General features: G+C 44.5%; 19 protein-coding genes. 14 read left to right on the top strand and 5 right to left on the bottom strand.

The features are described from left to right. Window positions 1-19 precede the first annotated feature (19 nt). The 7 genes from K1Y79_RS08985 to bla all read left to right on the top strand — a co-directional run bounded on the left by K1Y79_RS08985 (window position 20) and on the right by bla (window position 9,875). Window positions 20-880, top strand: a complete 861-nt coding sequence (locus K1Y79_RS08985) for a MotA/TolQ/ExbB proton channel family protein (RefSeq protein ID WP_220249642.1) — start codon at window positions 20-22, stop codon at window positions 878-880. A gap of 69 nt (window positions 881-949) precedes the next feature. Then, on the top strand, window positions 950-1,606 hold the full coding sequence (locus K1Y79_RS08980; RefSeq protein ID WP_220249641.1) for an ExbD/TolR family protein: 657 nt from the start codon (window positions 950-952) through the stop codon (window positions 1,604-1,606). Window positions 1,607-1,678: 72 nt separating this feature from the next. Continuing rightward, entirely contained in the window at window positions 1,679-2,278 is a 600-nt protein-coding gene (locus tag K1Y79_RS08975; RefSeq protein ID WP_220249640.1) for an ExbD/TolR family protein, read from the top strand. 40 nt (window positions 2,279-2,318) lie between these two features. Then, window positions 2,319-3,158: an energy transducer TonB gene (locus K1Y79_RS08970; protein WP_220249639.1), complete on the top strand. Its 840-nt coding sequence runs from the start codon at window positions 2,319-2,321 to the stop codon at window positions 3,156-3,158. 96 nt (window positions 3,159-3,254) lie between these two features. Beyond that, window positions 3,255-4,640, top strand: a complete 1,386-nt coding sequence (gene mnmE / locus K1Y79_RS08965; protein WP_220249638.1) for a tRNA uridine-5-carboxymethylaminomethyl(34) synthesis GTPase MnmE — start codon at window positions 3,255-3,257, stop codon at window positions 4,638-4,640. 1,689 nt (window positions 4,641-6,329) lie between these two features. Continuing rightward, window positions 6,330-8,963: a non-ribosomal peptide synthetase gene (locus K1Y79_RS08960; RefSeq protein ID WP_220249637.1), complete on the top strand. Its 2,634-nt coding sequence runs from the start codon at window positions 6,330-6,332 to the stop codon at window positions 8,961-8,963. A gap of 27 nt (window positions 8,964-8,990) precedes the next feature. Next, on the top strand, window positions 8,991-9,875 hold the full coding sequence (gene bla, locus K1Y79_RS08955; RefSeq protein WP_220249636.1) for a class A beta-lactamase, subclass A2: 885 nt from the start codon (window positions 8,991-8,993) through the stop codon (window positions 9,873-9,875). Here the strand turns inward: bla and K1Y79_RS08950 are convergent. Beyond that, window positions 9,868-12,984, bottom strand: coding sequence for a lantibiotic dehydratase (locus tag K1Y79_RS08950; protein WP_220249635.1), 3,117 nt, complete (start codon window positions 12,982-12,984; stop codon window positions 9,868-9,870). The two genes, bla and K1Y79_RS08950, sit on opposite strands and share 8 nt — an antisense overlap. A 238-nt stretch (window positions 12,985-13,222) precedes the next feature. On the opposite strand from K1Y79_RS08950, the gene K1Y79_RS08945 reads away from it, so the two are divergent. The 4 genes from K1Y79_RS08945 (at window position 13,223) to K1Y79_RS08930 (ending at window position 15,606) form a co-directional block, all read left to right on the top strand. After that, window positions 13,223-13,381, top strand: coding sequence for a class I lanthipeptide (locus K1Y79_RS08945; RefSeq protein ID WP_220249634.1), 159 nt, complete (start codon window positions 13,223-13,225; stop codon window positions 13,379-13,381). Window positions 13,382-13,418: 37 nt separating this feature from the next. After that, the gene (locus K1Y79_RS08940) at window positions 13,419-13,607 is read left to right on the top strand and encodes a hypothetical protein (protein WP_220249633.1); all 189 of its coding nucleotides are present in this window, start codon (window positions 13,419-13,421) and stop codon (window positions 13,605-13,607) included. Window positions 13,608-13,671: 64 nt separating this feature from the next. Beyond that, entirely contained in the window at window positions 13,672-14,886 is a 1,215-nt protein-coding gene (locus tag K1Y79_RS08935) for a lanthionine synthetase C family protein (protein WP_220249632.1), read from the top strand. A gap of 93 nt (window positions 14,887-14,979) precedes the next feature. After that, window positions 14,980-15,606, top strand: coding sequence for a LuxR C-terminal-related transcriptional regulator (locus tag K1Y79_RS08930; protein WP_220249631.1), 627 nt, complete (start codon window positions 14,980-14,982; stop codon window positions 15,604-15,606). Here the strand turns inward: K1Y79_RS08930 and K1Y79_RS08925 are convergent, their stop codons facing one another. From K1Y79_RS08925 to K1Y79_RS08915, 3 genes are all read right to left on the bottom strand, one after another. Continuing rightward, window positions 15,607-16,725 (bottom strand): hypothetical protein, encoded by a 1,119-nt coding sequence (locus tag K1Y79_RS08925; RefSeq protein WP_220249630.1) that lies wholly within the window; start codon window positions 16,723-16,725, stop codon window positions 15,607-15,609. Between the two features lie 734 nt (window positions 16,726-17,459). Beyond that, on the bottom strand, window positions 17,460-18,263 hold the full coding sequence (locus K1Y79_RS08920) for a DUF6515 family protein (protein ID WP_220249629.1): 804 nt from the start codon (window positions 18,261-18,263) through the stop codon (window positions 17,460-17,462). A 380-nt stretch (window positions 18,264-18,643) separates the two neighbouring features. Then, window positions 18,644-19,300, bottom strand: coding sequence for a GIY-YIG nuclease family protein (locus K1Y79_RS08915; RefSeq protein ID WP_220249628.1), 657 nt, complete (start codon window positions 19,298-19,300; stop codon window positions 18,644-18,646). A gap of 399 nt (window positions 19,301-19,699) precedes the next feature. On the opposite strand from K1Y79_RS08915, the gene K1Y79_RS08910 reads away from it, so the two are divergent. From K1Y79_RS08910 to K1Y79_RS08900, 3 genes are read left to right on the top strand one after another with little or no spacing between them, the layout of a single operon-like run. Next, entirely contained in the window at window positions 19,700-21,388 is a 1,689-nt protein-coding gene (locus tag K1Y79_RS08910; RefSeq protein WP_220249627.1) for an McrB family protein, read from the top strand. 3 nt (window positions 21,389-21,391) lie between these two features. Beyond that, complete coding sequence (locus tag K1Y79_RS08905) at window positions 21,392-23,659, top strand: DUF2357 domain-containing protein (protein ID WP_220249626.1); 2,268 nt, start codon at window positions 21,392-21,394, stop codon at window positions 23,657-23,659. A gap of 47 nt (window positions 23,660-23,706) precedes the next feature. Then, window positions 23,707-24,603: an aldo/keto reductase gene (locus tag K1Y79_RS08900; RefSeq protein WP_220249625.1), complete on the top strand. Its 897-nt coding sequence runs from the start codon at window positions 23,707-23,709 to the stop codon at window positions 24,601-24,603. A 6-nt stretch (window positions 24,604-24,609) separates the two neighbouring features. Here the strand turns inward: K1Y79_RS08900 and K1Y79_RS08895 are convergent, their stop codons facing one another. Next, entirely contained in the window at window positions 24,610-26,166 is a 1,557-nt protein-coding gene (locus K1Y79_RS08895) for a S41 family peptidase (protein WP_220249624.1), read from the bottom strand. Between the last annotated feature and the right edge of the window lie 134 nt (window positions 26,167-26,300).

Below are 26,300 nucleotides of genomic sequence, written 5' to 3'. Positions count from 1 at the left end.
ACACTAAAATTCAATCAACATGGCTGAGACTAAAACAACTGTGACTGCAGGTTCTGCCAAAGCATCTTCTCATCAACCTAAGAAGTCATCCAACGTATTTGCAATGCTGGCTGTACCTATCTGTATTGTTATAGGTGTTCTCTTCTACATTTTTGTATTAGGTAATGACGCTAACTTCCAGGGCGGTGTAAAAGGTCCGAACGCTCATCCAGTTGAAGATGGTATCGGAAAATGGTTCGCAACAGTTTATCAGGGTGGGGTTATCGTACCTATTCTTATTTCTGTACTATTAATCTGTGTAACTTTCGTAATTGAGCGTTTCCTTTATATCAACAAAGCTAAAGGTAAGTTCAGCGGCGCTGATCTGGTAAGAAGAGTTCAGTTCCACCTGGCTAACAAAAACGTAGACGCAGCTCTGGCTGAGTGCGACAAACAGAAAGGTTCTGTAGGTAACGTGTTGAAAGCAGGTCTGAAAAAGTACAAAGAAATGATCACCAACACTGAGCTGGACACAGAACAGAAGATCCTGACAATCAAAAACGAGATCGAAGAAACTACAGCTCTGGAACTGCCAATGATGGAAAAGAACCTGGTGTTCCTTTCTACTATCGCTTCAGTAGCAACCCTGCTTGGTCTGTTCGGTACAGTATTGGGTATGATCAAATCCTTCTCCGCGATGTCTGCTGGTGGTGCTCCAGATTCTGCTAAACTGGCATTGGGTATCTCTGAGGCGTTGATCAATACCGCTCTGGGTATCGGTACTTCCGCTATCGCAATCATCATGTATAACTTCTTTACTACAAATATCGACGGCATTACTTATGCAATCGACGAGTCTGGTTTCACTTTGACTCAGAGCTTCGCAGCTAACCACAAATAATTTTTAATTATTTGTGTGGAAAACGCGCAGTTTTGAATCTATATAAAGTAAACTAAAAAAGGAGTAAAGATGCCTAAAGTTAAAATGCCCAGGAAGAGCACGTTGGTTGACATGACCGCGATGTGTGATGTGGCTTTCTTGCTGCTCACTTTCTTCATGCTGGCAACCAAATTTAAGCCGGATGAGCCGGTAACTGTGGTTACTCCGTCTTCCATCAATACTAAACTGCTGCCGGATTCTGATGTGATCATGCTGACAGTTGATAAAGACGGTAGAATATTTTTCAGCATGGACGGCCAGCCTAAAAGGCAACAGCTGATCAATGATCTGGATCAACAGTTTAAGCTCGGTCTGACTGAGACAGAGAAAAACAACTTTGTCGTTGGCTCCAGTGTAGGTACCGACATCAAAAGTCTGAAGACTTACCTCGAAATGAAACCAGAAGAGCGTAAGAAAGCAGGCCTTGAAAAAGGTATTCCTTCTGATTCTGCCAATAATGAAGTAGCTGTATGGATCGAATATGCAAGATCTGCACAGGGTGGAAACCCAAGACTGCAGTACTGCATTAAAGCCGACAATGGTACTCCATATCCTAAAATCAAGGAAATACTGGATACCTTCAAGGAGAAAAAGATTCAGAAGCTGAACCTGGTTACTAACCTTGAAGCTGCTCCTGCAGGATCTGCAGCAGCTCTGGCACGTGCCGAAGGTAAATCCGAAGAATAAACAGATTTCAAGCAAACGGCAGGCAGCGCTGCGGCACTGAGTTGCTATTGAAAACTAAAAAAAAGAGCTACTATGGCAGAAATGGATACCAGCAGTAGTGGTGGGAAAGGTAAACACCAGGGTACGAAATCCAAGAAGCAGTCTACGCGCGTAGACATGACTCCAATGGTGGATCTCGGCTTCCTGCTGATAACATTCTTCATGTTGACTACGACTATGAGTAAGCCCAAAACAATGGACTTGATCATGCCGAAGGATACTAAGGATGAAAAAGAGCAGAACAAGGTAAAAGAAAGTACTGCACTCACTATACTGCTCGGACAAAAGGACCGCGTATACTATTACGAAGGTCTGGCACAGGACCCGAATGCTTCGGCAAATCCTGACTTTTTCAAAGCAACTAGCTTTGCTAATACCGGCGGCATCAGAGATGTAATTATTAAAAAGCGTGATGAGGTTGCTCAGTTAAGGAACTCAAAGGGAGAGCCTGAAGATGTGGTGATAATCATTAAAGCAGATGATAACGCTACATACAAGGATTTCGTTGACATTCTGGACGAAATGGCCATTAATCGTATTCAACGTTATGCTACAGTTGACATCAGTGACCAGGATAAAACCTGGATACAACAGACTGAAACAGCTAACGGTGGAGGAGGTGGCTCCAAGTAATTTAGAAACAATCTTTGTATCCATCCTTAAAATTTAAACAATGGATTCCGCTAAAGTCTTAAAGTCCGATTTTCTGGATATCCTGTTTGAGAACAGGAATAAGGAATATGGGGCTTATGACCTCAGACGACAATACGACAAAAGGGTGCGCAACGCCGTTATCGGTAGCGCAGCACTGATGCTTGTTGTTATCGCAGGTTATGGTATCAGTAATTATATCAACAAATTAGAACGGGAAAATCCTGATAAGAAACCCGTTATAGAACAGATTAAGATGGAGGATGTGAAGATTCCGGATGATCCGAAAACTCCACCTCCGCCTCCACCACCACCAGCTCCACCACCACCGGTGAAGCCATCCGTACAGTTCACTCCTCCTGTAATCAAGAAGGATGAAGAAGTACCGGAAGATGAAGTACCGCCTAAAATCAAGGAAATTGAGAATAAGGCGATCAGTACTAAAACTGTAGAAGGTGATCCTAACGGTATAGATCCGGGATTGCTGGAAGACAGTAAAGGTACAGGTGTGGTAGAAGCTCCTCCTCCTCCTCCAAAAGAAGAGATCTTTACATTCGTAGAACAGCCTCCTACCTTCCCTGGTGGTGAAGAAGCGCTGGCTAAGTTCCTGAGCAAAAACATCCGTTATCCTCGCGTTGCGCAGGAAAATGCGATCTCTGGTACTGTGTTCGTACAGTTCGTAGTTGACTCAGACGGTAACATCAAAGATGTGAAAACTGTAGGTGCTGCGAAAGGTGGCGGTCTGGAAGAAGAAGCAATCCGTGTGGTAAAAATAATGCCTAAATGGAAAGCTGGTAAACAGAACGGCCGTCAGGTATCTGTACAGTTCAACCTGCCAATCCGCTTTACTTTGCAAGAGTAGCAGATCTAAGGATATTTATCTAAAACCCGGTCCCGGCTTTGCTGAGACCGGGTTTTTCTATTTATTGGTATATTGCTGCCTGAATTGTGAATAATTATGCTAGGGAATAATCTTACAGGATACGACGAAACAATAGTAGCATTGGCGACCGCACCAGGTATAGGCGCAATTGCGGTGATCCGCCTCAATGGAACAAATGCAATTGACATCTGTAATACCCTCTTTCCTGCGAAAGACCTGCATAAACAGCCAGGACACACACTACACTTCGGATCTATTATAGACAGAGGACGTACGATTGATGAAGTCGTAGTCAGCCTCTATAAGGCACCCCGCTCTTACACCGGAGAAGACATCGTGGAAATCTCCTGCCACGGATCTCCTTATATACAGCAACAGATCATTGATGCATGTATCAACGCCGGCGCCAGAATGGCCAAGCCAGGAGAGTACACCATGCGTGCTTTCCTCAATGGCAAACTGGATCTTACACAGGCGGAATCTGTGGCTGACCTCATCGCTAGTAACTCGGCAGCCAGTCACCAGACGGCCATGCAACAAATGAGAGGCGGCTTCTCCAAAGAGCTATATGCGCTCAGAGAACAACTGATCAGCTTCTCCGCTCTGATAGAACTAGAACTAGACTTCAGTCAGGAAGACGTAGAATTTGCCGATCGTACTCAATTATACAAACTTATCAATGAAGCTAACGGCGTAGTGACTCATCTCGTAGAATCTTTCCGAATGGGTAATGTCATCAAAAATGGTGTTAACACTGCTATTGTTGGTAAGCCAAATGCAGGTAAATCTACCCTGCTCAACACGCTCCTGAATGAGAATAGGGCTATCGTAAGTGATATTGCGGGTACTACACGCGATACCATTGAAGAAGTGCTCAATATCCAGGGAGTATTATTCCGTCTTATTGATACGGCAGGTATTCGTGAAAGTGCAGATGTCATCGAGAGTATCGGGGTGCAGAAAACCATGGAGAAGATCCGGGAAGCCGGTGTAGTCCTTTATATGTTTGATACAAATCAGACTTCACTAGAGGAACTGCGAACCCAGGTAGAAACATTCGATAAAGAAGGAATCAACTACCTGCTGATTGGTAACAAAACAGATGTTCTTGGACTACCTGTTATGCAGGAGAAGTTTGCACCCATAAAAGACATCCTTTTTATCTCTGCCAAGCAGCATGAACATATACAGGAATTAAAAGACCGCCTGGTACAGAAAGTAATGAGCGGCGACGTGAATACAGAAGATACAATTGTTACCAACGCACGGCATTATACCGCTTTGCAGGAAGTCCTCAAAGCTTTACAGGATGTCAGAGCCGGACTGGATAATCAGTTACCAGGAGACCTGCTATCCCTGGATATCCGCAGATGCCTTCATTACCTGGGTGAAATAACCGGACAAATTACCAATGAAGATCAGCTGGATTTCATATTCAGCAAGTTCTGTATCGGAAAATAGTGCTGTATAATAACTAGCATTATACCTTGGCGGATTACCAACAGCTGCGGGATGACAAACCGGGATAAGCAGTAACTTAACCTACTATGCCATCCGGTTACTTCTCCACTCTGCATTCCTCTTTGAAGAAGAATTGAGCTGGTGGAGAGACCTCGGCATTTGCCTGGCCACTACTAGGGATAATACCAATTGGTCAGCTGCGCTGTCAAAAAAAACTATAACAGATGGCAATGCCCGTATAGGCCTTATGATAAGTATTACCACTATCTCCAGAAGAGGGCGCTTATATTGCCTGGGGTCGATCGCCTCCTCCAGAAACTCTGTGTATCCCGAAAATGATGTACAGGATAATGTGGCATGCTGCTAATATCACTTCGGCAATTGATGTATACCAGGAACCGACAATCTGAATTTCACCGTAGGCAAAAGATCAAGGCGGTGCGGCAGGCTGCAAATATTACCTTGAATATTGATGTACACCAAGAACCGACTATCCGGAGTCCACCACAGGTAAAAGAACAGCGAGTGTTGCGACACGATAATGTAAACTGCTTGGATTGTGTACGAGTAAACAATTAGGGTTATCTTTGTATAACCTCAGAACAACTATGATTTTCTCCACAGCTCCACCAACTAGTCAATATGGACTGTTACATATTGTGCCTTATAAATCAGTAATTTTTATCTTGTTATCCAGCAGTTAATCGAAAGGGACAGGTCCTACATTGATCAAGTCCACCTCTTGTTCGTCGCTTGTTCGTCGCTTGTTCGTCCCTTGTTCGTCCACAGTACTACCAAATAGCATCTGCCCCATGGTTATTTAAGCCCGGCCAAGTTCAGCGGTCGTATTTTATTCTTAAGTATAAAAACGCTAACCAATAATGCACATCTTTCGCTTATTCTTCAAAAGTACTACCGGATAACATTTGCCTACACCAGGCCAAGTTCAGCGGTCGTATTCTATTCTCAAGTATAGAAATGCTAACCAATAATGCACATCCTTCGCTTATTCTTCAAAAGTACTACCGGATAACGTTCGTCTAAACCAGGCCATGGTCAGCGATTGTACTTTATTATCGAGTATAAAAACGCTAACCAATAATGCATATCCTTCGCTTATTCGTCAAAATTACTACCGGATAAAGTTTGTCTCAAACGGGCCAAGTTCAGCGGTCGTATACTATTCTCAAGTATAGAAACGCCAACCAATAATGCACCTCCTTCTATTGTTCGTCCAAAGTACTACCGGATAACATTTGTCTAAAACAGGCCATGTTTAGCGATTGCACTTTATTCTCAAGTACAGAAATGCTAATTAACAATGCATACCCTTCACTGATTCATTAAAAGTACTACCAGGTATCATTTGTCTAAACCAGTCCAAGTTCAGCAGTCTTATTCTATTCTCAAGGACAGAAACGCTAATTAACAATGCCCCTCCTCCGCTTAATTGTCCAAAGTAATACCGGGTAACATCTGCCTGATGATGGTTTTCAGCAGGCCATGTTCAGCATTTGTGCCGTACTCTCAGGTATGTAATTAGGCACATCCACCTTATATATGATAAAAATTAATGGATCAGTCGGAAGGCTGCTTACCTAAGTATATTTTCATCTTATACTAAACCAATTCAATATTCCGTTGTTTTAAGAGATATAATCAGCATATTACAATTATACCAGGGAATCTATGTCGGAAAGACAAGCAACAAATGAACGGAATCCCATACCCCCATCGGACAATCGCCTTTTATCTTTATCGGACCTACGTTCCCTGCAGGAACTTATCCATGAAAAAGCGCTCCTCCAACCCGATAAGCCAGTGCTACGCTTCAGGGATCACGTAATAACATATCATAAATTAAATAATTCTGCCAATCAATTCGCCCGCCTGCTCGCTGACTATGGCATCCGTAAAGGAGCTATTGTCGGATTGGCTGTTGACCGCTCGCCGGAAATGGTGTATTGCCTGCTGGCTATTGTAAAAGCCGGCGCAACTTATTTGCCGTTAGACCCGGAATATCCGAAAGCAAGAATTGAATTTATGCTCAAAGATGCCGGCGCAGGTTATCTCATCACTTCAGAGAAATATAGCGGACAATTCACGACTGACGCCCGGGTCATATTAATGGAAGACATCCTCCGGCAGGCTCCCCAATATGCGGTAACGCCTCCTGATGTGCCCATCAGTATGGACGATGTAGTGTATGTTTTATATACTTCCGGGTCAACCGGCCAGCCCAAAGGTGTACAGATTACGCAGCTTGGACTGGTTAACTTCCTGATCGGTATGCTCAAAGCGCCCGGACTGGACGAAAACGACCGCGTTCTTGCCCTGACTACTATCTCTTTCGATATCTCCGGACTGGAATTATACCTCCCTTTGCTGGCAGGTGCTGAGATTATTTTAACTGATGTACAAACATCCAGAGATACACGGCAACTCATGGAGATAGTTCGCCAACGAGGTGTTACTGTTATGCAGGCAACGCCTGCCACCTGGCGCATGATGCTGGAGTCTGCCTGGGAAGGAAAACTCCCTCTGAAAGCACTAATCGGAGGAGAAGCCCTGTCCAAAAAGCTGGCAGAGCGACTGCTGGAAAAATGTGATAGTCTGTGGAATATGTACGGTCCTACTGAGACTACCGTATGGGCCACACTCAAGCAGATACATCTGGATGATGAAGTGATCACCGTTGGCCGGCCGATAGAAAACATGGTGGCCTACATCCTGGACAGCCAGTTAAAGCCTCTGCCTGACGGTACTGTGGGAGAGATATTTATCGGCGGAGCAGGCGTAGGTCCTGGTTACCTTAACAGACCGGAACTAAATGCGGAACGTTTCATGGATGATCCCTTTTCTACCGTTCCCGGTGCCAGGATGTACAAAACAGGCGATCTGGGCAGGATTGTAAATGGGGATGAAATTCAATGCCTGGGACGAATGGATCACCAGGTAAAAATCAGAGGTTACCGCATTGAACTTGGCGAGGTAGAACATGCTCTCGGTAAACAGCCGGGAATCAAAGACGTTGTTGTGCTCCCGAAAGATGAACGACTGGTCGCCTATGTAGTTATGGAAGGCAACGATCCTGTTAATTTCGCAGACTGGCAACATGCATTGAGAGATTATCTGCCTGAGTATATGGTGCCAAGTAATTTTGTGCTGTTACCCAGGTTTCCCTTATCACCCAATGGAAAAGTAGATCGTAATGCATTGGAAGCCATGGGTATTGAGCTAGAAAAAGCCAATAGGGTCTATGTGGCCCCCCGTACGGAACAGGAGAAGCTGGTAGCTGGTATATGGGAGGAATGCCTCCAGGTGAAGAAAATAGGCATCAAAGACGACTTCTTTGAGCTGGGGGGTACATCTATAGTCGCCATGCAGATAATGGCCCGTATTGAGCGGGAAACAGGCAAACGTCTTCCACTTGCCAGCCTGTTCACTGAAAATACCATCGAAAAGCTATCCAGGGAAATGCTGTTGGATGATCAGGCTATCTCCTGGGATTTGCTGGTTCCCGTCAAACCCACCGGTAATAAACCACCCATTTTTATTGTCAATGGTCTTGACATGAACGTGCTGCTGTTCAACAACATCGCCCGGAATATGGATGCCGACCAGCCAATATATGGTTTCCAGCCCCGCGGACTTAACGGTGTGGATAAGCCCTTTGAAACACTGGAAGATATGGCCGCGGAATACATTGCTGCATTACTGGAAAAAGGGTTTACTGACGGCTACGCCCTGGCTGGATATTCCTATGGAGGGGTGGTCGCATTTGAAATGGCCAGGCAGCTGCAGGCCATGGGAAAGACTGTAAAGCTGCTGGCTATGTTTGATACCTACGCCTACAATAAAGGTCACTTTGAAACAGGAGTACCCAAGTACGTCAGCAAGGTAAAAAGGCAGTTTCCTAAATTCCTGTTCATTACAGGATCGTTGTTCCGTCATCCGAAGGAGACGATTAGTTATCAACAGGCGTACTTCGTCAGGAAATACAATGAACTGGCAGTATATGTTGGCTTGCAGCAAACCCCCGAATCTGACAGGGCAGAAGATAGGATCAATGAGAAATATGAAGCTGCCTACCGCAAATATTATATGCAACCATCCGACGCCTGTATTATTGACCTGTTCCGGGTAGGTACCAGGCTGTATTACCTGGATGACCCCATCTACCTTGGATGGAAACCCTATGCCAAAGCCGGTATCCATGTACATGATGTGAATGGTGATCATAAGACGTTTCTGATGCCTCCAAATGATAAAGATTTTGCTATCTTGCTGCAACAACTGGCAGACGAACGCATGAAGTCATAATGCCAGTCGCTAAAGCCTCCAAACCAAATGAGAAACTGTATCTTTTCCTGCGCTATCGCGCTCCTGTCCCTGTTATCTTATAAACATAGTACTGCGCAGAAGAATACTATCAGACAAAAAATCGCCACTATTGCTGCTACTGCCCGTGGACACGTAGGCATGGCCATGATGTCACTGGAAGATGGAGATACCATCACCCTGAACGGATATGACAGGTATCCGATGCAAAGCGTATTTAAAGTGCCGCTTGCCATTGCTGTACTCGACCAGGTAGATAAAGGCAAGTTATCCCTGGATCAGCTTATCCATATCAGGAAAGAAGAATTACTTCCCACATGGAGTCCTATAGGTAAGAAATTCCCGGAAGGAACAGATATGAAATTACGCGATGTACTGGCATACACCGTATCGCAAAGTGATAATAACGGCTGCGATATCTTATTCCGCCTGGTAGGAGGTACTACTTATGTGGAACAATATATTCGTGGTCTGGGCATTGACAGCATATCCATAAAAGCCAACGAAGAGCAAATGGCAAAGGCCTGGGAAGTGCAATATACCGACTGGTGCACACCGGTAGCTATGCTGCAGTTGTTAAAAGGAATACATGCCGGCCAATATCTCTCTGCCTCCAGCAATGACTTCCTTTTACAAATCATGCGGGAAACAACTACAGGACCTGGCAGAATGAGAGGACTGCTTCCCAAGAATGCAGAAGTGGCTCATAAGACCGGTACTTCCGGCTCAAAAGATGGTATTACTGCAGCTACAAACGATGCCGGTATCGTTACTTTACCCAATGGTAAGAAGTATGCCATCGTAGTATTTGTCAGTGATGCCAGGGCAGATGAGGCAACGCGCGACAGCGTAATTGCACAACTGACGAAATTATTCTGGGATAAAGCTAAGTAAGCTGCTGCTGCTTTTGCATCGCTACCATGGAATCATAATATTTACTCAGAAAATGATAGATCACTAACTCATGTTTCCTTTGATTAGAAGACAACATTCTGTTCAGGAACATGTGTATATAACTCGATAACAGATTGTCCCGCAGACTGAATGGTATATCGCTGATAGCCGCTCTGATGCGGGACGATCTTTTTTCAAACAGCAATACGGCGTCTTCAATGGCATTGTGAACATCCCGTTGCGGATCAAGAAAGCTGCTGATCTGACGCATCTGTTTGCGGTAAGTATTATTCAGCTGTTGCTGTAACGGTTGACTACCGCCAAATTCCTGGAAGAAATGCTGCTGTAAACGCTTCATCCAGGCAGCGCGCTGTACAAGCGAATAATCAAAATCCTGCAGTAGCATATCCACCCCTCTTATCGCCAACAGCCAACGGTATTGTTCTCCTTCTTCTCCTTCCAGGAGATCCAGGCAGCCAGCTACAGCCTCGCTGTCATACCAGAATACAAGTTCACTCAACGCCATTGTGGCTGCACCATAACGTTCTATCTCCCTGGTATAAGTGTCTGTTTGCACGCGGTGTATCAGTCCCGGGGCAATGGCAGTAGCCAGCCGGGTATTCAGTTCTGATAGTACTGTTTTCCAGAAGTCTTTGTTTGTGGCATGATGGAATCGTACGCGCAGATGGTCATCAGGATCAGTATAGCGGATAAAGAACCATTGATCGATAATGTCACCTGCCAGCAAGTCTTGCACTAGTGGAAGGAGGACTGTTTTCAACACCTTCTCTGCTGTGTTAATTCCTGTGTATATCTTGACGTACAACCATTCACTGCCGGGAGGAAAGTGACGTTGTGGTACCGTATGATGGCCTGGCGGTATTACATCAACTGACTGCTGCGTTACGTGACTAAAAGGGATGATCACTTCATTGGTAAATCTACCTGCATCTCCTTCCACCCAGCATCGTTCCGGCGTTTGCAGTACTTCCTGTAATGTCAGCTGCGTCTTTTTCAATAATGTGGTTACCAGCAAATAAATACAGGTTTCATTATCAAGATCAATAAATAGTTCATTATCCCGTTCTGCAATAGAAATATACCTTGGTAACCTTAAAGCTGCTCTGATAGCTTTGAATGCCGTAACATATACCTCAAGGCTGTCGTTTCTCTTCAGTGCAGGGTAGTCTTTACTGTGGATAACCCATGTGGCTTTCTGTAAGACGAATTGCCTGTACCTTACCCGGGGTAAAAAGGGAGCGTCTATGGGTAATTGCCATTGCCAGCCGGTTGCATGCTTTAACTGCTGAAACTGGAGATCACAGAGAAACTTGTATATGGGCAGACTTCCAGTTGTGAAGTTATGTGCGGTGCTTAATCTTGGTATCACCTGTTTATTAAATTTCTTTGAACGTAGGATGATCTTATCCTGTTGTACGCTTACCAGCAAGTCTGTCACCGGAATTTGTCTTTCTGCAGCTACACTGCCAATGCCCAGGTAAGTTATTTCATAATCCCTGAGTTGTGGCCTGAGCAATATATTTCCGGTGCGGGCTTCTGGCAGATGGATAATTTCGGCAAAGATAACGTCAGGCCGGCATTGCGCTTCTTCATCCAGGCAATCTCTGACAAGCGTTTTCAGTTGCTGATCTCCGTGACAGAATCGTCCCAGCAGATTAGCAGCAGAGGGTCCTCCGCAGGAACTGAAATCGAAGAGGTAATTTCCATTGTCTACCGCAGTAGCATTGTCGGCTATGATACTTCCCATCAGGTAAAAACTATCCGGAACCGGGGCTTCATCCGGAGAGGCGAGGCTATTGATATCATCTTCCGTTAATTCAAGTTCCATGTATTGCTGCTGTAAGCAATCGATATACCGCCTGAGCTGAAACTGGCGCATGTTATTCCAGGGAATAGTATCACTATTAGCGGTATTGCCTGCGGTGATCTCTTCCAGTAATGGCGCAAAGGCTGCATAATGGCTGGTATAAGCACCGTAACCAATGCCGGTTTCTGTATCCAGTGCAATTGCCAATGGAATTTCCTGCTCTTCATAACGCTGACTGAAATTTTTGCTGAACTGCTGAAGATCAGGGTGTTTATTTACAGCAGATAACTTCCATAAAGTAGTCATCTGATCTTTGATATCGTCGATGATGTGCCGGCTGATAGTATTGATAGTTGTTGCAAGGAAGAGGTCCGTCTGTATCAGGTCTTTATTAGTGGTGTTGGGCAATAACTGTTTTACCAGTGCATGCGTTTGCAGATATTTCTCTATCCCTGCTTCCGGTAGCTGCAATAGCTGCCGGATACTTATCAGTACCTGGTAGATGTCATTCATGCTTTCTATAGGGCGCAGCGTTTCGCAGAGTACATGAAAAAATTCATCTCCGGTGATGGTGGGAGAGAGGTCACTGACGAGCAGCTGTGCATTTATCAGTTCCTGAATGAAGTCCTGGGCTTCCTCCTGATCAATTTCTGCATCTGTAATATGTGTATAGAGTGTTTGTCTGGTAGCTCCTGTTGCGGCCCTGTCAAGCACAGCCTCCAGGTAGGTAGAGTGATTGACTGCGGTAAGGTCATACTGGCGGAATTTGTCTTTTACAGTAAATGCCGCATAGCGGTAAGTGTCTCCGGTTCTGTACAGTGAATTATTGGGGAAATACAGCAAGTGGTCCTGCATAGCGGGTAATGCTTCTATCGCTGATGCAAGTTCTGCAACATAGTTCATGTCAAGTCTGCAATGCTTTGTATGCTGGTCGGTTGTCTGAATATGTATATCAGAACGCGTCCCTATTGTGCCTGTAGCACATCCGGCAAAGAGACCATAGGGTGTACAGCGCGTACTCATGCGTAGTACATATCTGAACAAGGAGAGCACTAGTTTTTGTGTGTCTTTTTCATGCAGAGCGTGACCTTGCTGCCATTTCCTTAGTTCGCTGCTCAATTCCGGGGAAGCTATGTAAATCGCTTCAGCAAGGTAGGGTAAAGAAAAAACTGATTTAAGTTCATCAGCCAATGCTGCATGTGGCAGCTGCAGGATACGGGTCACAAAATCTACCGGCATCAGCGGAGATCTGAGCAGGTAAAATCCTTTATTAACAATCATAATCTTCTGAATAGGGATAATAAGTTAGCGCTTATCCCGAGATTGGCTGCCCCCCTTAAAAGGTGATATTTTGTGAACAGGAAAAAAAGGCAAGAAAATCCCCCTTTCCAGTGATAGGGGAGAGCAGGCATTATCGTTATCTTTAAGACTAATGAAACCCGGAACCCTCATTGTCCACAAAAAAAACTGACCACTAAAGAGATAGTATTCATTTCCTAATATAAATCATTTGTTAACTATGAAAAAAGCGACAAGCAGAAAGCTAAGTCTCGGCAAGATAAAAATTGCAAGATTGAGCGCAACAAAGCAGGAAGTAGTCAATCAGCAGGCGAATGCGCCAACTTATACTGGTTGCAGTCTGTTCAAATGCCCTCCTCCTCCGGATGCCAGAAACTAAGTACAGCTGATTATTGAAACTCTAAAACCGCATTTTTATGAAAAAGACAGTTGAAAAGAAACTTGATCTGGGTAAAATTAAAATTGCCAGTCTGAACCGTGCTAAACAGGATATGATGAATGGTCAGGCGTTAGTGCCTACCACAACAATCATTTCCTTTAAAGTTTGCACTGACAACATTAGCCAGGGTGCACCCATCTGCAGTGTTGACTCCTGCCGTTTCTAATTTTATGTATCGTAGTGCGGTGGAATGCTTTCTGCCGCACTATGATGTTTTGTGAGGATCTAATATGGATTATAAGAAAAGTGCCGGAAAGACGTTACGGGAAATCAGCGCTTCACTTGACAGCTTAGTACTACATGATACCGGTCCCGGCTTATTGGGGGGCTATACCGGAGCTGCTTTATTCTATGCTTACTATTACCAGCTCACAGAAAAAAGAAAACACCTGAAGAGGGTGCACCAGCTCCTGGAAAATGCCTTGCAGGATATGGGAACCAATGCATTACCATTTTCGTATTGCAGCGGTATTGCCGGTATTGTATGGGGGGTGCAACACCTGATGAAGGCTGGTTTTGCGGGTGAAGACGGTCTTGAAGACATCTTTGAAGACGTAGATGAAGTACTTGGTACGGAAATGACAGCTGCCTTACAACAGGGCGGCCATGACTTTCTGCATCAGGGATTGGGCATTGCCTTATATTTCCTGGAACGGGAACAGCACCCGGTTGCCGGCCAATGGCTGGAGGCAGTGGTGAACAGTTTACAGAAAACTGCTATTACAACAGCTGCCGGGATCACCTGGCAGGATCACCTTACAGCCACACCTGACCTACCAGGAACAACCATGTCCTTTAACCTGGGCATGGCGCATGGGCTACCTGCTATTTTGTCTATTTTAGGCATGATTCATCAGAAAGGTATCGCTACCCGGAAGACTGCTGACATGCTTAGAAAAGGCATCAGCTGGCTTCAGGCATGTAGGAATCCATCAGATGAAGGAGGCGTTGCATTGTACCCGGTACTAGTAAATATTGAGCATCAGCCGCTTACCGGCAGACAAAGCCGTATGGGCTGGTGTTATGGAGACTTAGGTATAGCTACGCTGTTATTGAATGCTGGCAGCTGGCTGGGAGATGACAGCTATAGAGAAAACGCTTTACAGATATTTGAACATACCCTGAAGCATAGGAATATAAGTAACAGCCATGTTCATGATGCTTGTCTTTGTCATGGTAGCGCAGGCATTGCGCATATTTACAGGCGTGCATGGTTGCAAACGAAGGAACCCTTGTTATTGGAGGGAGCTACCTATTGGTTACAACATACTTTACAACAAAATACACATCAGGGAGGACCTGCCGGTTTCCGCTTTTATGGTAAAGAAGAATATGAAAACAGCTACGGCATTCTGGAGGGAGTGGCCGGTATCGGACTGTCACTGATTGCTGCTGTAAATCCTGAGATCAATCCCGCATGGGACCGGTGTATGTTATTATGCTAATATTTTTGGTATATTTAGTATAAAGCCGCTTGCCCGCTGTAAGTTAAATGTTACCCGTAACTGCCCACTTTGGCATATTTTAAATGGATACACATGATCCGCCTGTTTCTCGTAAACAATCATCCTCTTATCCTGGAAGGCCTGCACTCTTTTTGTGATGATGAAAATGATATCATAATAGCCGGCCACGCCAGAAGTGGCTATGATTGCCTAGAATTTCTGCTGCACAACAGCGTTGATATGATCGTTATTGATACTTGCCTGCCTGATATAGACAGTGCAGAATTGTGTGCCAGCATCAAAGTAGAATATCCTACCGTAAATATTGTAGTACTTAGTTTTCTAAAGGAAGAAAGATATATAGCAAGGCTGCTGCAAAGTGGAGCCGGGGGTTATGTATTAAATACTGCTGAGAAAGAAGAACTTTTGTTTGCTATCCGTTCCATACAGGATGGAGAGCTGTATTTGTCACCTGCTATTAAACAGGCTATGAGCAGTGAGCGGGGAGGGCTACAAAAAAATTTCCCTCCTCTTACGAGAAGGGAAAAAGAAGTTTTAAGTCTTATATCTGAAGGGAATACGAATGCAGAAATTGCAGAAAAGCTGTTTATCAGTGCAGATACTGTGAATAGTCACCGGAAGAAGTTACTTGCCAAACTGGAAGTAAAGAATACCGCTATGTTGATAAAGTATGCAGTTGATAACAAGCTACTGGTGTGATTAATTGCTTTTGAAAGCGATCTTGTCTATGACTACACCCAGCTTTTTCATAGCAGAAGCGTCACTCTTTACTCTTTTATCGCCTGTTACCTGGTCATAGAGTTTTGGGTCGCTGGAGTTATTGGCTTTGAACATAATGTTTACACCTTTACCGGCAAATGCACCGCCTTCCCAATCAGCTATTTCACCACCGTTATCCCATTCAAAACCATGGATTCTGAAGTCGCGGCCGTTCACTTTTACTACTTTATCTAACGGGTCGCCAACTTTGATACCAAAGGGAGGCTTCCATTTGGAATTTTCTTTGGTCAGGATAATTCCAGTGCCTTTCTCTCCATCGAATATTACCTGCATCTCATTGTCGGTATCCGGAAACACATAATAAGCAGTACCTATATCATTTCCCTGGAAGTCCTGGGCGGAGCGTGCAGATACATTTTCCTTTCCATAGAGCGCATACAGCTGCTCAGGATCTCGCAGTTTGAAGACAGGACGTACATCCCAGTTAAAGTTATCAGTGGCTGCGTTAGCTGGTTCTGCCGGAGTAGTTCCTGGTTCCGCAGGAATGCTGGTATTACCTGGCGTTGTGGTATTGCTGGCGGTTGCGGCAGACTCATTGCCGGAGTTATTTGCATCCGGCGAAGTATTGTTATCAGCTACTGCAGGTACTGGCAGTTGTAAAGGTGGAAGTTGGGCAGGAATAGCGCCGGTTGTATAAAGAGTTGATTTCTCTTCCAGCAGTTCCTTAGCTTCACCTTTAAACTTGTTGACCGTATAAGTAGCCAGTGGAAATACACTATTGGTTTGCAGGTTCATTTCACGTAAATTGGTAATGAACTGTTGCCTGTTGGCATTGCTATACTGGTAGATGAATTTTAAAGATGCATCGAGAGCGGCAGGATCTTTTTCCAGCTCGGTCATTGTCTTATCAATATCCAGACCTGCAGCTCCGCTTCTGGACATTTGTTCGGTTACGAAAACGATAAGAGAATCAGTCCTCACTTCATAACGCTTTGCGAACTTACTGGAATAGTCTTCCGCAATTTTGTCCTCCAACTTTGTCTGCGCCTGAATGGTAAGGGGTAAAGTGAATGCTAATATGGCAATGATGCGTTTCATGCATGGTCGTTTTAGTAACAGGAAATTGCCTGTAACAACCAGGCTATTACCATGACTAAATTATATAATATTCCTGATTGTTGGCGCGGGTACAGCCATTTTACCTCACGGAAGAACAGCAATAAGAAGATGATAGTTCTCTTTATGCCAAATATTCCGGAAGAGTGTAACCATGAAACGTTGCTAAAACTGACGTTTCCTGGCAAGCAGCTGTGTACCCCAGGCTGAAGGGCTAACGTTGAAGGGACGTGAAATATTGCATACCGGGGTACTGTATGAATCAGGAAGAGTATTTCATAACGCGGAATTTTTCAAGGCAGATTGGCTGGCACTGTTCAATATTCCAGCCTGGATGATCAATGTTCACTGTTCGGCTTATAATTATCTTTTAACGTAGATATAGATGTATTTCAGTCAGGCAAGTGGGATAAAAGGGCGACTTTGTTGAGGGCAATATTGACTAAAGAAGTCATTATGCCAGGGTAATAAGACCTATAAAAAGTTAATATGTGTCTGAGTATACAGGATGCATATTACCAGACCGGGTAGATGCTTTTACAGGTCCGATAAAGCTAATAAAAATAAATATTAAAAACCAAGCAAACAGCAGACTAATATCAGTGGAAAACTGATGTGCTATGGATTTTTTGTTTTATATATCTCCACATTAAAAAAGTGGAACATGCCGGCGTATAGCCATTATGTTCCACTTTATACTCTAAATTGGAGGACAATTAGTTGTCGGCAGATAGTTTACCTACAAGCTTATATCCCCGTGAATTATCGGCATTGGTTACTTCCTGATAATACATACCATCCGGAGAAACATACAGTTGCTGGCCATTGATTTCTACACCACGGCAGCCGTCCGGTAAGGTGGCCATTATTTCTTCTGACTGCGGCGCTTCTGTATTGTCCTGATCCTGCTGATCGTCGCCGGTGTTCAATTCGCCGTTTTTACCAACAACAGCGTATTTAGTCTGGTTGTCCTGTAATACTTCCTGGTAGAAAGTGCCATTCTTCTCATAGTAGGTATTACCATCAATCACGACTGTTTTTGCGCCGCTTGGCAGTGATGGAACCACTACTCCCATAGGCGGATCAACGACCTCATATTGCTCTGTCTGTGTCTGTGTATTGGCGTAAGACCGGTAAAAGAAGCCATCGTAGTAATAGTATGGCCCCCAGCCGGTGTTAAAGGTCAGGAAACCATATGGCAGTACTCCGACTCGGAAGCCGATAGGCGGACCGAAATAGCGGTAAGGCCGGTAGTAATATCCACCACGGTAATAGTGGCGGCCGTAGTAGCGTACGGGTGGACGATAATAACTACCCCAGCGGCGGTATCCACCGTAGCGGGCACCCACACCTATCCTTGCAGATACATGTGGGGCAGAAACAATTCTTCTGCTTACTCCCGGGCCTACAGATACCCGTCCACCTCCGCCGAAACGTCCGCGTTGCGCATATGCACTGCTGATGGTACTCAAAGTGGCCAGTACAACCAGTGTGCCCAGAAATAATATCCTGTTTTTCATTGTGATGAATTTAGTGTGGTGCTACAAGCTCGATCATCTGGCTGCAAATCAACCGTTTTTGTACCAGTTGAATGAGTGCTGATTGTCCCGCTGTATTGGTAATTAGACGTATTTCTTATAGCAGAGTTTAACTGCTAATGGATTTTAACAATTCCTATACCAAATAAGTATTGTTTGATAATCAGTTAGATAGAAGTTATAGTGCTGGCTGATATCATAGGGGAGGCTTCCAGGAGATATGGGCTAGGAAGTGTTGCTCAGTGACCGGGTAATAGGTGGTAACCTTGCGAAGCATGAGTAAGTTTAGCTGTGATAGATTAGTGGGGCTAACTAACAGTGAAACATCTGACAGATGTCGAGAAGATATATTATTAAACGAACTAATAAAGCTGATTGCGCAGAATCCGCTTGATCATCTGTATAGTGGTGCGGCTGATCTGGCCTTTGTATCTTTCAAGGATTGCATTTTCGCTTAACCCTTCTCCAAGGTCATTTACTATACGCAGCCATTTACTGAGAAACTCGGAGTTAGGAGTACGATACTTGAGCAGGCGGCGTACCGTTTCTATCACCGCTTTGCTGACCTGCCCTTCATTAAGTTCAAAGATTTCGTCTGTATTAAGTCCCAGTTCGATGTCCTGGGCAACACGGGAGTAGTCCTGGAGGTATTTTTCGTTAGCCTCCATTACCTGAAGTAATGGATTATCACTATACCTGATAACCGCATATTTTCTTGCCTGCTTGTGTAATTCTGTCAAGGCATAGTTTCGGGCTATATTATCGCAGATCACCAGATCATCTTTACTGAGTTCAAACCATTCACCTTTTACCCGTTTATGCTGAAAGACGATATGGAGACATTCCTCCAGTTCACTCATGTTAGCAGCGGTATACTGCCTGATGACCCTGAACATAACAGGCAGGTGGGTATGATAAGCTGCAAGCCTTTTTTGAAGGTCCTGCGTCTTTCCAATTTTAAAGAGGTTTTTACCCGTATTGATAATGTAAACACACTTTCCGATCTGTACCTGCTCCATCGGTGACTTGTTACGAGGGTGTCATAATAGGTTGCTACTGCAAATTGCCGATTTTTTTTGACAATTGTCCATTTTATATGATTCGACGGCCTTGTCTTTGAATACCTGCTTATCATTTCGAGATACAGCTCTGAGCAGTTTACAGCCTGCAGGAAAGGTGATTGCCTGCTGGCCTAAAGTACTATGTGCTGGCTTTGGGCGAATCTCTTCGAGGATATTATATGCGTTAAATATTGCCTCTAATAATGGCAGACTAAGGTAAATAAAGTAGTGTCTGGTTAGGGATGATTATCAATATACCGTAAGTTGTGCGATTCTCATTCTGATAATGTAATTATTACAATGATAAATTATTGATTAACAGTGTATTGAATGCTATTTTGAAATAAATTGCACGCTATGAAACGTGCACGGGTATATGACATCAGAAACGGAGACACAGATTACCATAACATGTTGTCTCCGGATGGAAACTTCATATTCTGGAGCGAAGAACAGCTTTCGGGCAGCATATCAGGAGAACATATATTTTTCATCAACCGTGCGGAAGGAATAGGGTTATTTGCGATTGCAACGGGCGTTCTAAGAAGGGCAAAGTTGGATCCGGTTACCATGAAGCCGGTATTTAGCTATCTGTCAAAGACATATACGTGCGAGACTGGTGAGGTATTCAGAAAATATACGATCGTGCAGCGCGCGTCCATCCCACAACAATGGAAATGGCGCAAGGCCTTCCGGCATCATGCAACTGCCAACCTATGGGTGAAACATGATGGTAATACCCGCAGGCTTGAAATGATACAGGACCTGCAGCAGATATTTACAGATGGGCCAGCGTGGGAGCAGCTGGACCGTTACCACGTAGAGGTCACCAACCTGGAAATACCAGTTAACCAGAGTAAAGTAAAACTGCAACTTGTGTCGCCGGCGCAAAATTCTTCTTCCATTCATTCTAGTGACAGCCAAGAGTCAGTCAACCGGCCTATTGCCTTCGATGATACATACCGTAAGCTGTTGATGGCTATCAGAACAAGGCCTTTCCTGCTGTTAGGCGGTGTAAGCGGCACGGGCAAGTCATGGACAGCACGTAAGCTTGCTTATCTTACCTGTACAGATGAGGCATTGAGGAATGTAAGTAGTCCCGGTAATTTTCTAATGGTCCGCGTCAGGCCGGACTGGCATGAGCCGGATGACCTGCTGGGATATGAGGCCCGGCAGGGGGGATTACTCAGATACCATTGTACAGATCTGCTCCGCTTCATAGTAAAGGCATGGCAATATCTGCAAGTCCCATTTTTCGTATGCCTGGATGAAATGAACCTGGCCCATATTGAGTATTATTTCTCTGACTACCTGAGCATACTGGAAACGGCAAGAACACATAACGGAAAGATTGCGTATGACCCGTTTATCACTGGTTCCAATGTAAGGCAATATGACAGAGAAGACGATACGTTCTGGGTACAGTTAAGAGTAGAGTCAGACTATAAACTGCAACAACATTTTAAGGAGAATGGCATCGCCATGCCATCAAATCTGATAGTGGTAGGCACCCTGAATATGGATGAGACAACGAAAAGTCTGAGCATCCGGTTGCTGGACAGGGCAATGGTAGTAGAGATGACGAGGCCGCAGCTGAGAAGCGTCTTGTCAGCTGCGCCCGAAAAGTGGGAGTATAGTGAGGACGATAAGTACGCCAGGTTGCTCGTAGCTGCTCCGTTAGACAGGGTTCAGGCTTATAATGACAATCCTAGTATAGGAGAACGCATTATCAGAGAACTGGAAAAACTGTATGCCATCCTGGATGAGCCTCCATTTGAGCTATCAACGCGGGTAACTCATGATACCCTGGTGTACTGTTTTCTGCATTGTGAAATGGTCGCTGATATGCCCGAAGAGTGGTTATATACCTGCCTGGACGAGATTATTTCCATGAGAATAATTGTGAGGATATCCGGAGAGGACGAAGCCTGCCGTCCCCTCTTAAATAAACTGATAGCTGCTACAAAGCATTATCCGGTAAGTAACAAAAGATTGATACGCATGCTGTCTATGCTTGAAAACGGAAGTCATACCTATTACTGGTAAGTTATGGAGATACTATATATAGAGCATGAACATTTTGTGTTGGATGTACGATTGCAGGACGGGACAGATGATCTTGATTTCATAAAGATGTACCATGCTGCAGAAAAATGTCATGGGCCTGAGTGCTTTGTCACTTCCTACCAGTTCTCATCCCCGTATGAGCAGTTTTTTATCTGGAGAAGTGACGTGACCGGATTTAAGCAGTCGGACATAAGCAGGGCTATACATCCGGTATTTTTCAATAATACAGGCTACTATTTTGATCTGGACTTCAAGGGAGAGGTCATACGTCCATATATCTTTACCAGATTAAAAAGCGAAGAACGGCAATTTCACATGCGATTAACAGCGGTGGACACCTGGAATGCTTCAGCATTACTTAACTTCAGAGACGAACCCGGCTATTATGAGCTGCACATCTACTATCACTATAGGACTATACCGTATCATGTCACTTTCCGGTTTGAAGTGTTTCCGGTAAAGCTGAACTTCAAGCAGCATTTCCCGGCAATGCTGCGGCAGATAGATATTATTTACCCTCATCTGGCGCTTGACTACCTGAAAAAGACCTATCACAATTTTGAGCTGAAAGGTATTGATACAAGCAACATCGTATGGTGGACAATTTTCAGTAATCTCTACAGTGCTATACTAAGAAATGTGAGAATTATTATTGATGATCCATATAAGACTTTTGGTATCGTAAAGCATCCGGTAAAGGCACGGAAAATAAAGAAGCCCAAAGGGGCGGTAGCGTATAAAATGGACTTGCTGGCGGGTGATCCTACCCAGTATTTCGAGGTATCAGGCACGCAGCTTATAGAGGATAATTATGAGAACAGATTCGTGAAATACATGCTATTGGATATCCTTTCAGATTATGACCAGATATACAGGCAAGTAGTCAAAGACAATAGTATTAAGCGGATATCCAAGCAATACCAGGTTCAGCTTGAGTTTTTTGGCGAGGCCCTACGGCCGGTATTGAAGCATCGGATTTTTAAATCTGTGAAGAAGTTTGATGGCCGCAGGTTACCCTCACAGGTGTTGAGGCTCAGAGCAGGATATGCGGGCCTTTTTAAGAGCTGGCAGGCTTTAGAAAAAAGCTACAGGTTACTGGATGGATTATATAAGATTGAATTGAAGGATATAGCCTACCTATATCAGATCTGGTGTTTCCTGGCGATAACAGATTTGCTGAAGCGTATTACTGGTGTTACGCCTGATATTACCAAAATGCCGGTTATTAAAGATGCCGGTTTCCGGCTTTCCCCACCAAAGGACATGCAATCGAAAATTACCTTCAATTGCAAGGACAGAACCGTGGTGGAATTGTATCAGGAACTGCGGTATACAGCAGACTTTAACGAAACAAATGCAGGCACAGTGGAAGGATTGGTACGGCCGGATATTATTGTTCGGATCGGTAAAAAAGACCAGCCACGTAATTTATATCTCACCTATCTGTTTGATGCCAAATATAGATTCAGGGAGTCAGAGAAGTACGGGAATATGGATGTTCCGTTAGTAGAAGACCTTGAGCAAATGAGCAACTATAAGGAAGCGATTTACAATAGAAAAATGCAGGGTAGTGGCTATGAATATACAAAAGAGATTGCAGCCGCCTATGTATTATACCCGGGTAAATGTAAGGAAGACAGCTACAGGCTATATTATGAAGAAGTGGTACTGAGAGGTAATAAGGGCGGTATTCCTTTGCTACCTGACGAAGTAACAGGTAGTATATTCCTGGAACAGCACCTGCGTATGCTGCTAAGTTCAGACAGTAAGACATTGCTGAACAATCAATCTATACAGAAGGGGCTTGACGCAAAGAATGTTGACGCTTACGTCTTTGTTGCTCCGGTATCTGCCGCTGACGGGATCATGGGCGAGCTGCTGGTTGACCAGGTGGCCTTGTTGTTCCCCTGGAGAAAATGGGAGTCGCTGATAAGTTTATCTGTAGTAAGGTATTTCGCGCCCTACATTGAGGGGAAGGGTATTAGTTGTTTCTATGAAATTGCAGGTACCGACAAGCAGGCCTGGCGGGACATATATCCACCAACACATCCATTGTTCAGAGATGACGGGCATCAGTATATGGTAATTAAGCTGAAGTATAAAGAGTTACTGGATGGGGATGTACATATAAAAGGAATGGCTAACAATAAACGGTATACGCAGATCAAACACCTATACAGGCCAGTCAACGGATATATTCATACTATTTCCGAGGCGGTAGTAAAGGCTGCTTCCCGTGATAAAATGTAACTGTATTAGCAATAGACAGGATGGAGGGAAATGCTTAAATTAGTTCTATGAACTACAATATACTAGGCAATTCTAATCTGGATATCAGTGAAATCGCTTTTGGATGTATGTCCCTGGGTAATAATGCCACTGAAAATGAGCAGTTAATCAGACAGGCACTTGATAAAGGAATTAACTTCTTTGATACCGCAGATCTGTATCAGCAAGGAGAAAATGAACGGCAATTAGGTCAGGCCCTTAAAGACCGCAGGGGCGACGCGATCATTGCAACTAAAGTAGGAAATCAGTGGCGTAGTGACGGAAGCGGATGGGATTGGAATCCTTCGCCTGAATATATTGTGAAAGCGGTAGATGAGAGCCTGCGTAGATTGGGTACAGATTATATAGATCTGTATCAGTTACATGGCGGTACGCTTGAAGACCCTATTGATGATATTGTTGCCACTTTTGAGCAATTGCAGCATATAGGTAAGATCCGTTACTATGGTATTTCGTCCATCAGGCCTAATGTGATCCGGGAGTGGGTACACCGTTCTAATTTAAGTAGTGTCATGATGCAATATAGTCTCCTGGACAGGCGCCCGGAAGAAGATATGTTACCATTACTCGATAAGCACAATGTAGGGGTACTGGCAAGGGGTAGTGTGGCGAAGGGATTATTAGCCGGCAAGCCAGCAGAAGCCTACCTGAACTATAGTGCAGAAGACGTGAGGAAGATGGCAGACGCAGTTGTCAGGTTTTCGGAAGATAAGCGTACACCTGCACAGACAGCGATGTGTTATATCCTGGGCGAGCCAGCTGTAAGGGCGGCAGTAGTAGGAATAAGAACGCCGACGCAATTGGAAGAGGCAGCAGGTTTACCAGCGACCACCCCGCTCACGTCAGCGGACAGATTATTGTTAGGCTACGAGCTGGTCGCTAATTATTACGATCAGCATCGTTGATAGTCTTTACTGGATTTGTTTACTTCTGCGGTAGTCTACCATCCCGTTAAATCTTGGAGACGTAATGGAATGCTGTATAGCCGAACGTTGAGAAGCCGCGGTCTGGGTAAGCACCCTGGCGTTAGCGGAGGTTCGGGCAAAGCTACCAGTGTTGATATAATTAAAAATCCGATCAAGGTTATCATCATCAGTATGATATCCCCAAGGTACATTGATATAATCATTGGCCACCTGGTCAGGTGCGATACCTTTATAGTACCCGCCTGTGCGGTTCGCGTTTTCAGTAGCAAAGTTGATAGCATACAGATCGGCAAGGCGTTGCTTGGTATGTGTGCTATCATACTTTGAAATATTAAACGTGATAAATCCTACGGGCTTACCGTAAGTAGTATCTCCGACAAGTTTCACATTCATGTAAGGTAACAGGTTATTCAGCGTTAATTCGCTGGCGGATGCTGTTTGCGAAGAGGTAATGAAGAATACGTTATTCAATGACAATCCGCCGGTTACAGACGGGAACTGCACGTTGGTTTCCAGTCCTGTTCCATCAATGTTGGCCGTCAGCTTGTCATTGTACTTGTAATAGTACATTGTTTTGCCTGCTGCTGATGCAGGTGCAATAGCGCTATCCAGGTATTCAGCCGTCGTTACCGATCCCCCGCCATTGTAACGGAAGTCTACGATCAGGTTGGTGATACCTGCGGCCTTGAATTTGGAAAAGAGTCTATCCAGGCTGGTTTTGGTCAGCGTTGCCGTGCCTTGGCTATTATAGGTATTTGTAAAAGTATATAGTACAAAATAGCCTGTCTTCTGATTATTTACTGTATATACAGTATCAAACAATACTGGGTTAATACTAAAAGTTCCGGCCTGCAGGGAGTAGTTAGCTATAGTACCAGTTACAGCTTTTTTAACCCGCAAGGTTACAGAAGGAGCGTAGTAAATGGCGTTGGTTACCTTCTGTACATTGGAGCCGTTGTCATAGGAGATGTTGGTATCACCATTGACAGCGATAATTTCGTCGCCCCGTGTCAGTCCTTGTTTACCGGCAGGCGAGTTCTTGTCAGCATATACAATATATAGAAATGACTGATTACCGTCGGAGGCATAGCTGACTTCCATTCCGAAATTGCCTGTAGCGCTTACCTTATTAAAGGTTTCAGATAGACCATCCTGCAGGGAATTGGACAGGTCTCCGGTACGGTCGAGGAAGCTATAGCGGTCCATTAATTCACCGTTCGTCACAGCATATCCTTTGATAGCCTGTAGCAGATCTTCTGCAGAAGTATAGCTGTTACTGGAAGGGTCCAGCTGGGGTACCTGGTTGTACCAGAGGTAAGTAGGCAGGTCAGTAGTCTTATTACGGCCGCCGTTAATGTACGTCACTTGCATGATGCGGTACATAAGATACTTCAGAGAGTCTTCGTCACTTACTACTGAAGAGGAGGTTGGCGTGGTGTTATCGATCTTGCCGGCGTCGTTCTTACGGCAGGCATAAAGCAGCACACTGCAGAAAATACCCACTAGGGCCACTTTCGCGGCTATCGTAAAATGTCTGATCATATGTTCAAAGTTCATTATAGCTTATATGTAGAACAGGAATAATGCTGATATGAAGGCTGATTTGCGTCGAACGGTAATAGAACGGCAGATGCTGTATTTCTGGTATGTTATTCACTCACATGGTCTTATTTAAT

Source organism: Chitinophaga rhizophila (assembly GCF_019492185.1).
Lineage (GTDB): Bacteria > Bacteroidota > Bacteroidia > Chitinophagales > Chitinophagaceae > Chitinophaga > Chitinophaga rhizophila.
Note: the sequence above shows the minus strand (reverse complement) of the source record. Positions and strands in the feature narration are given on the sequence as shown.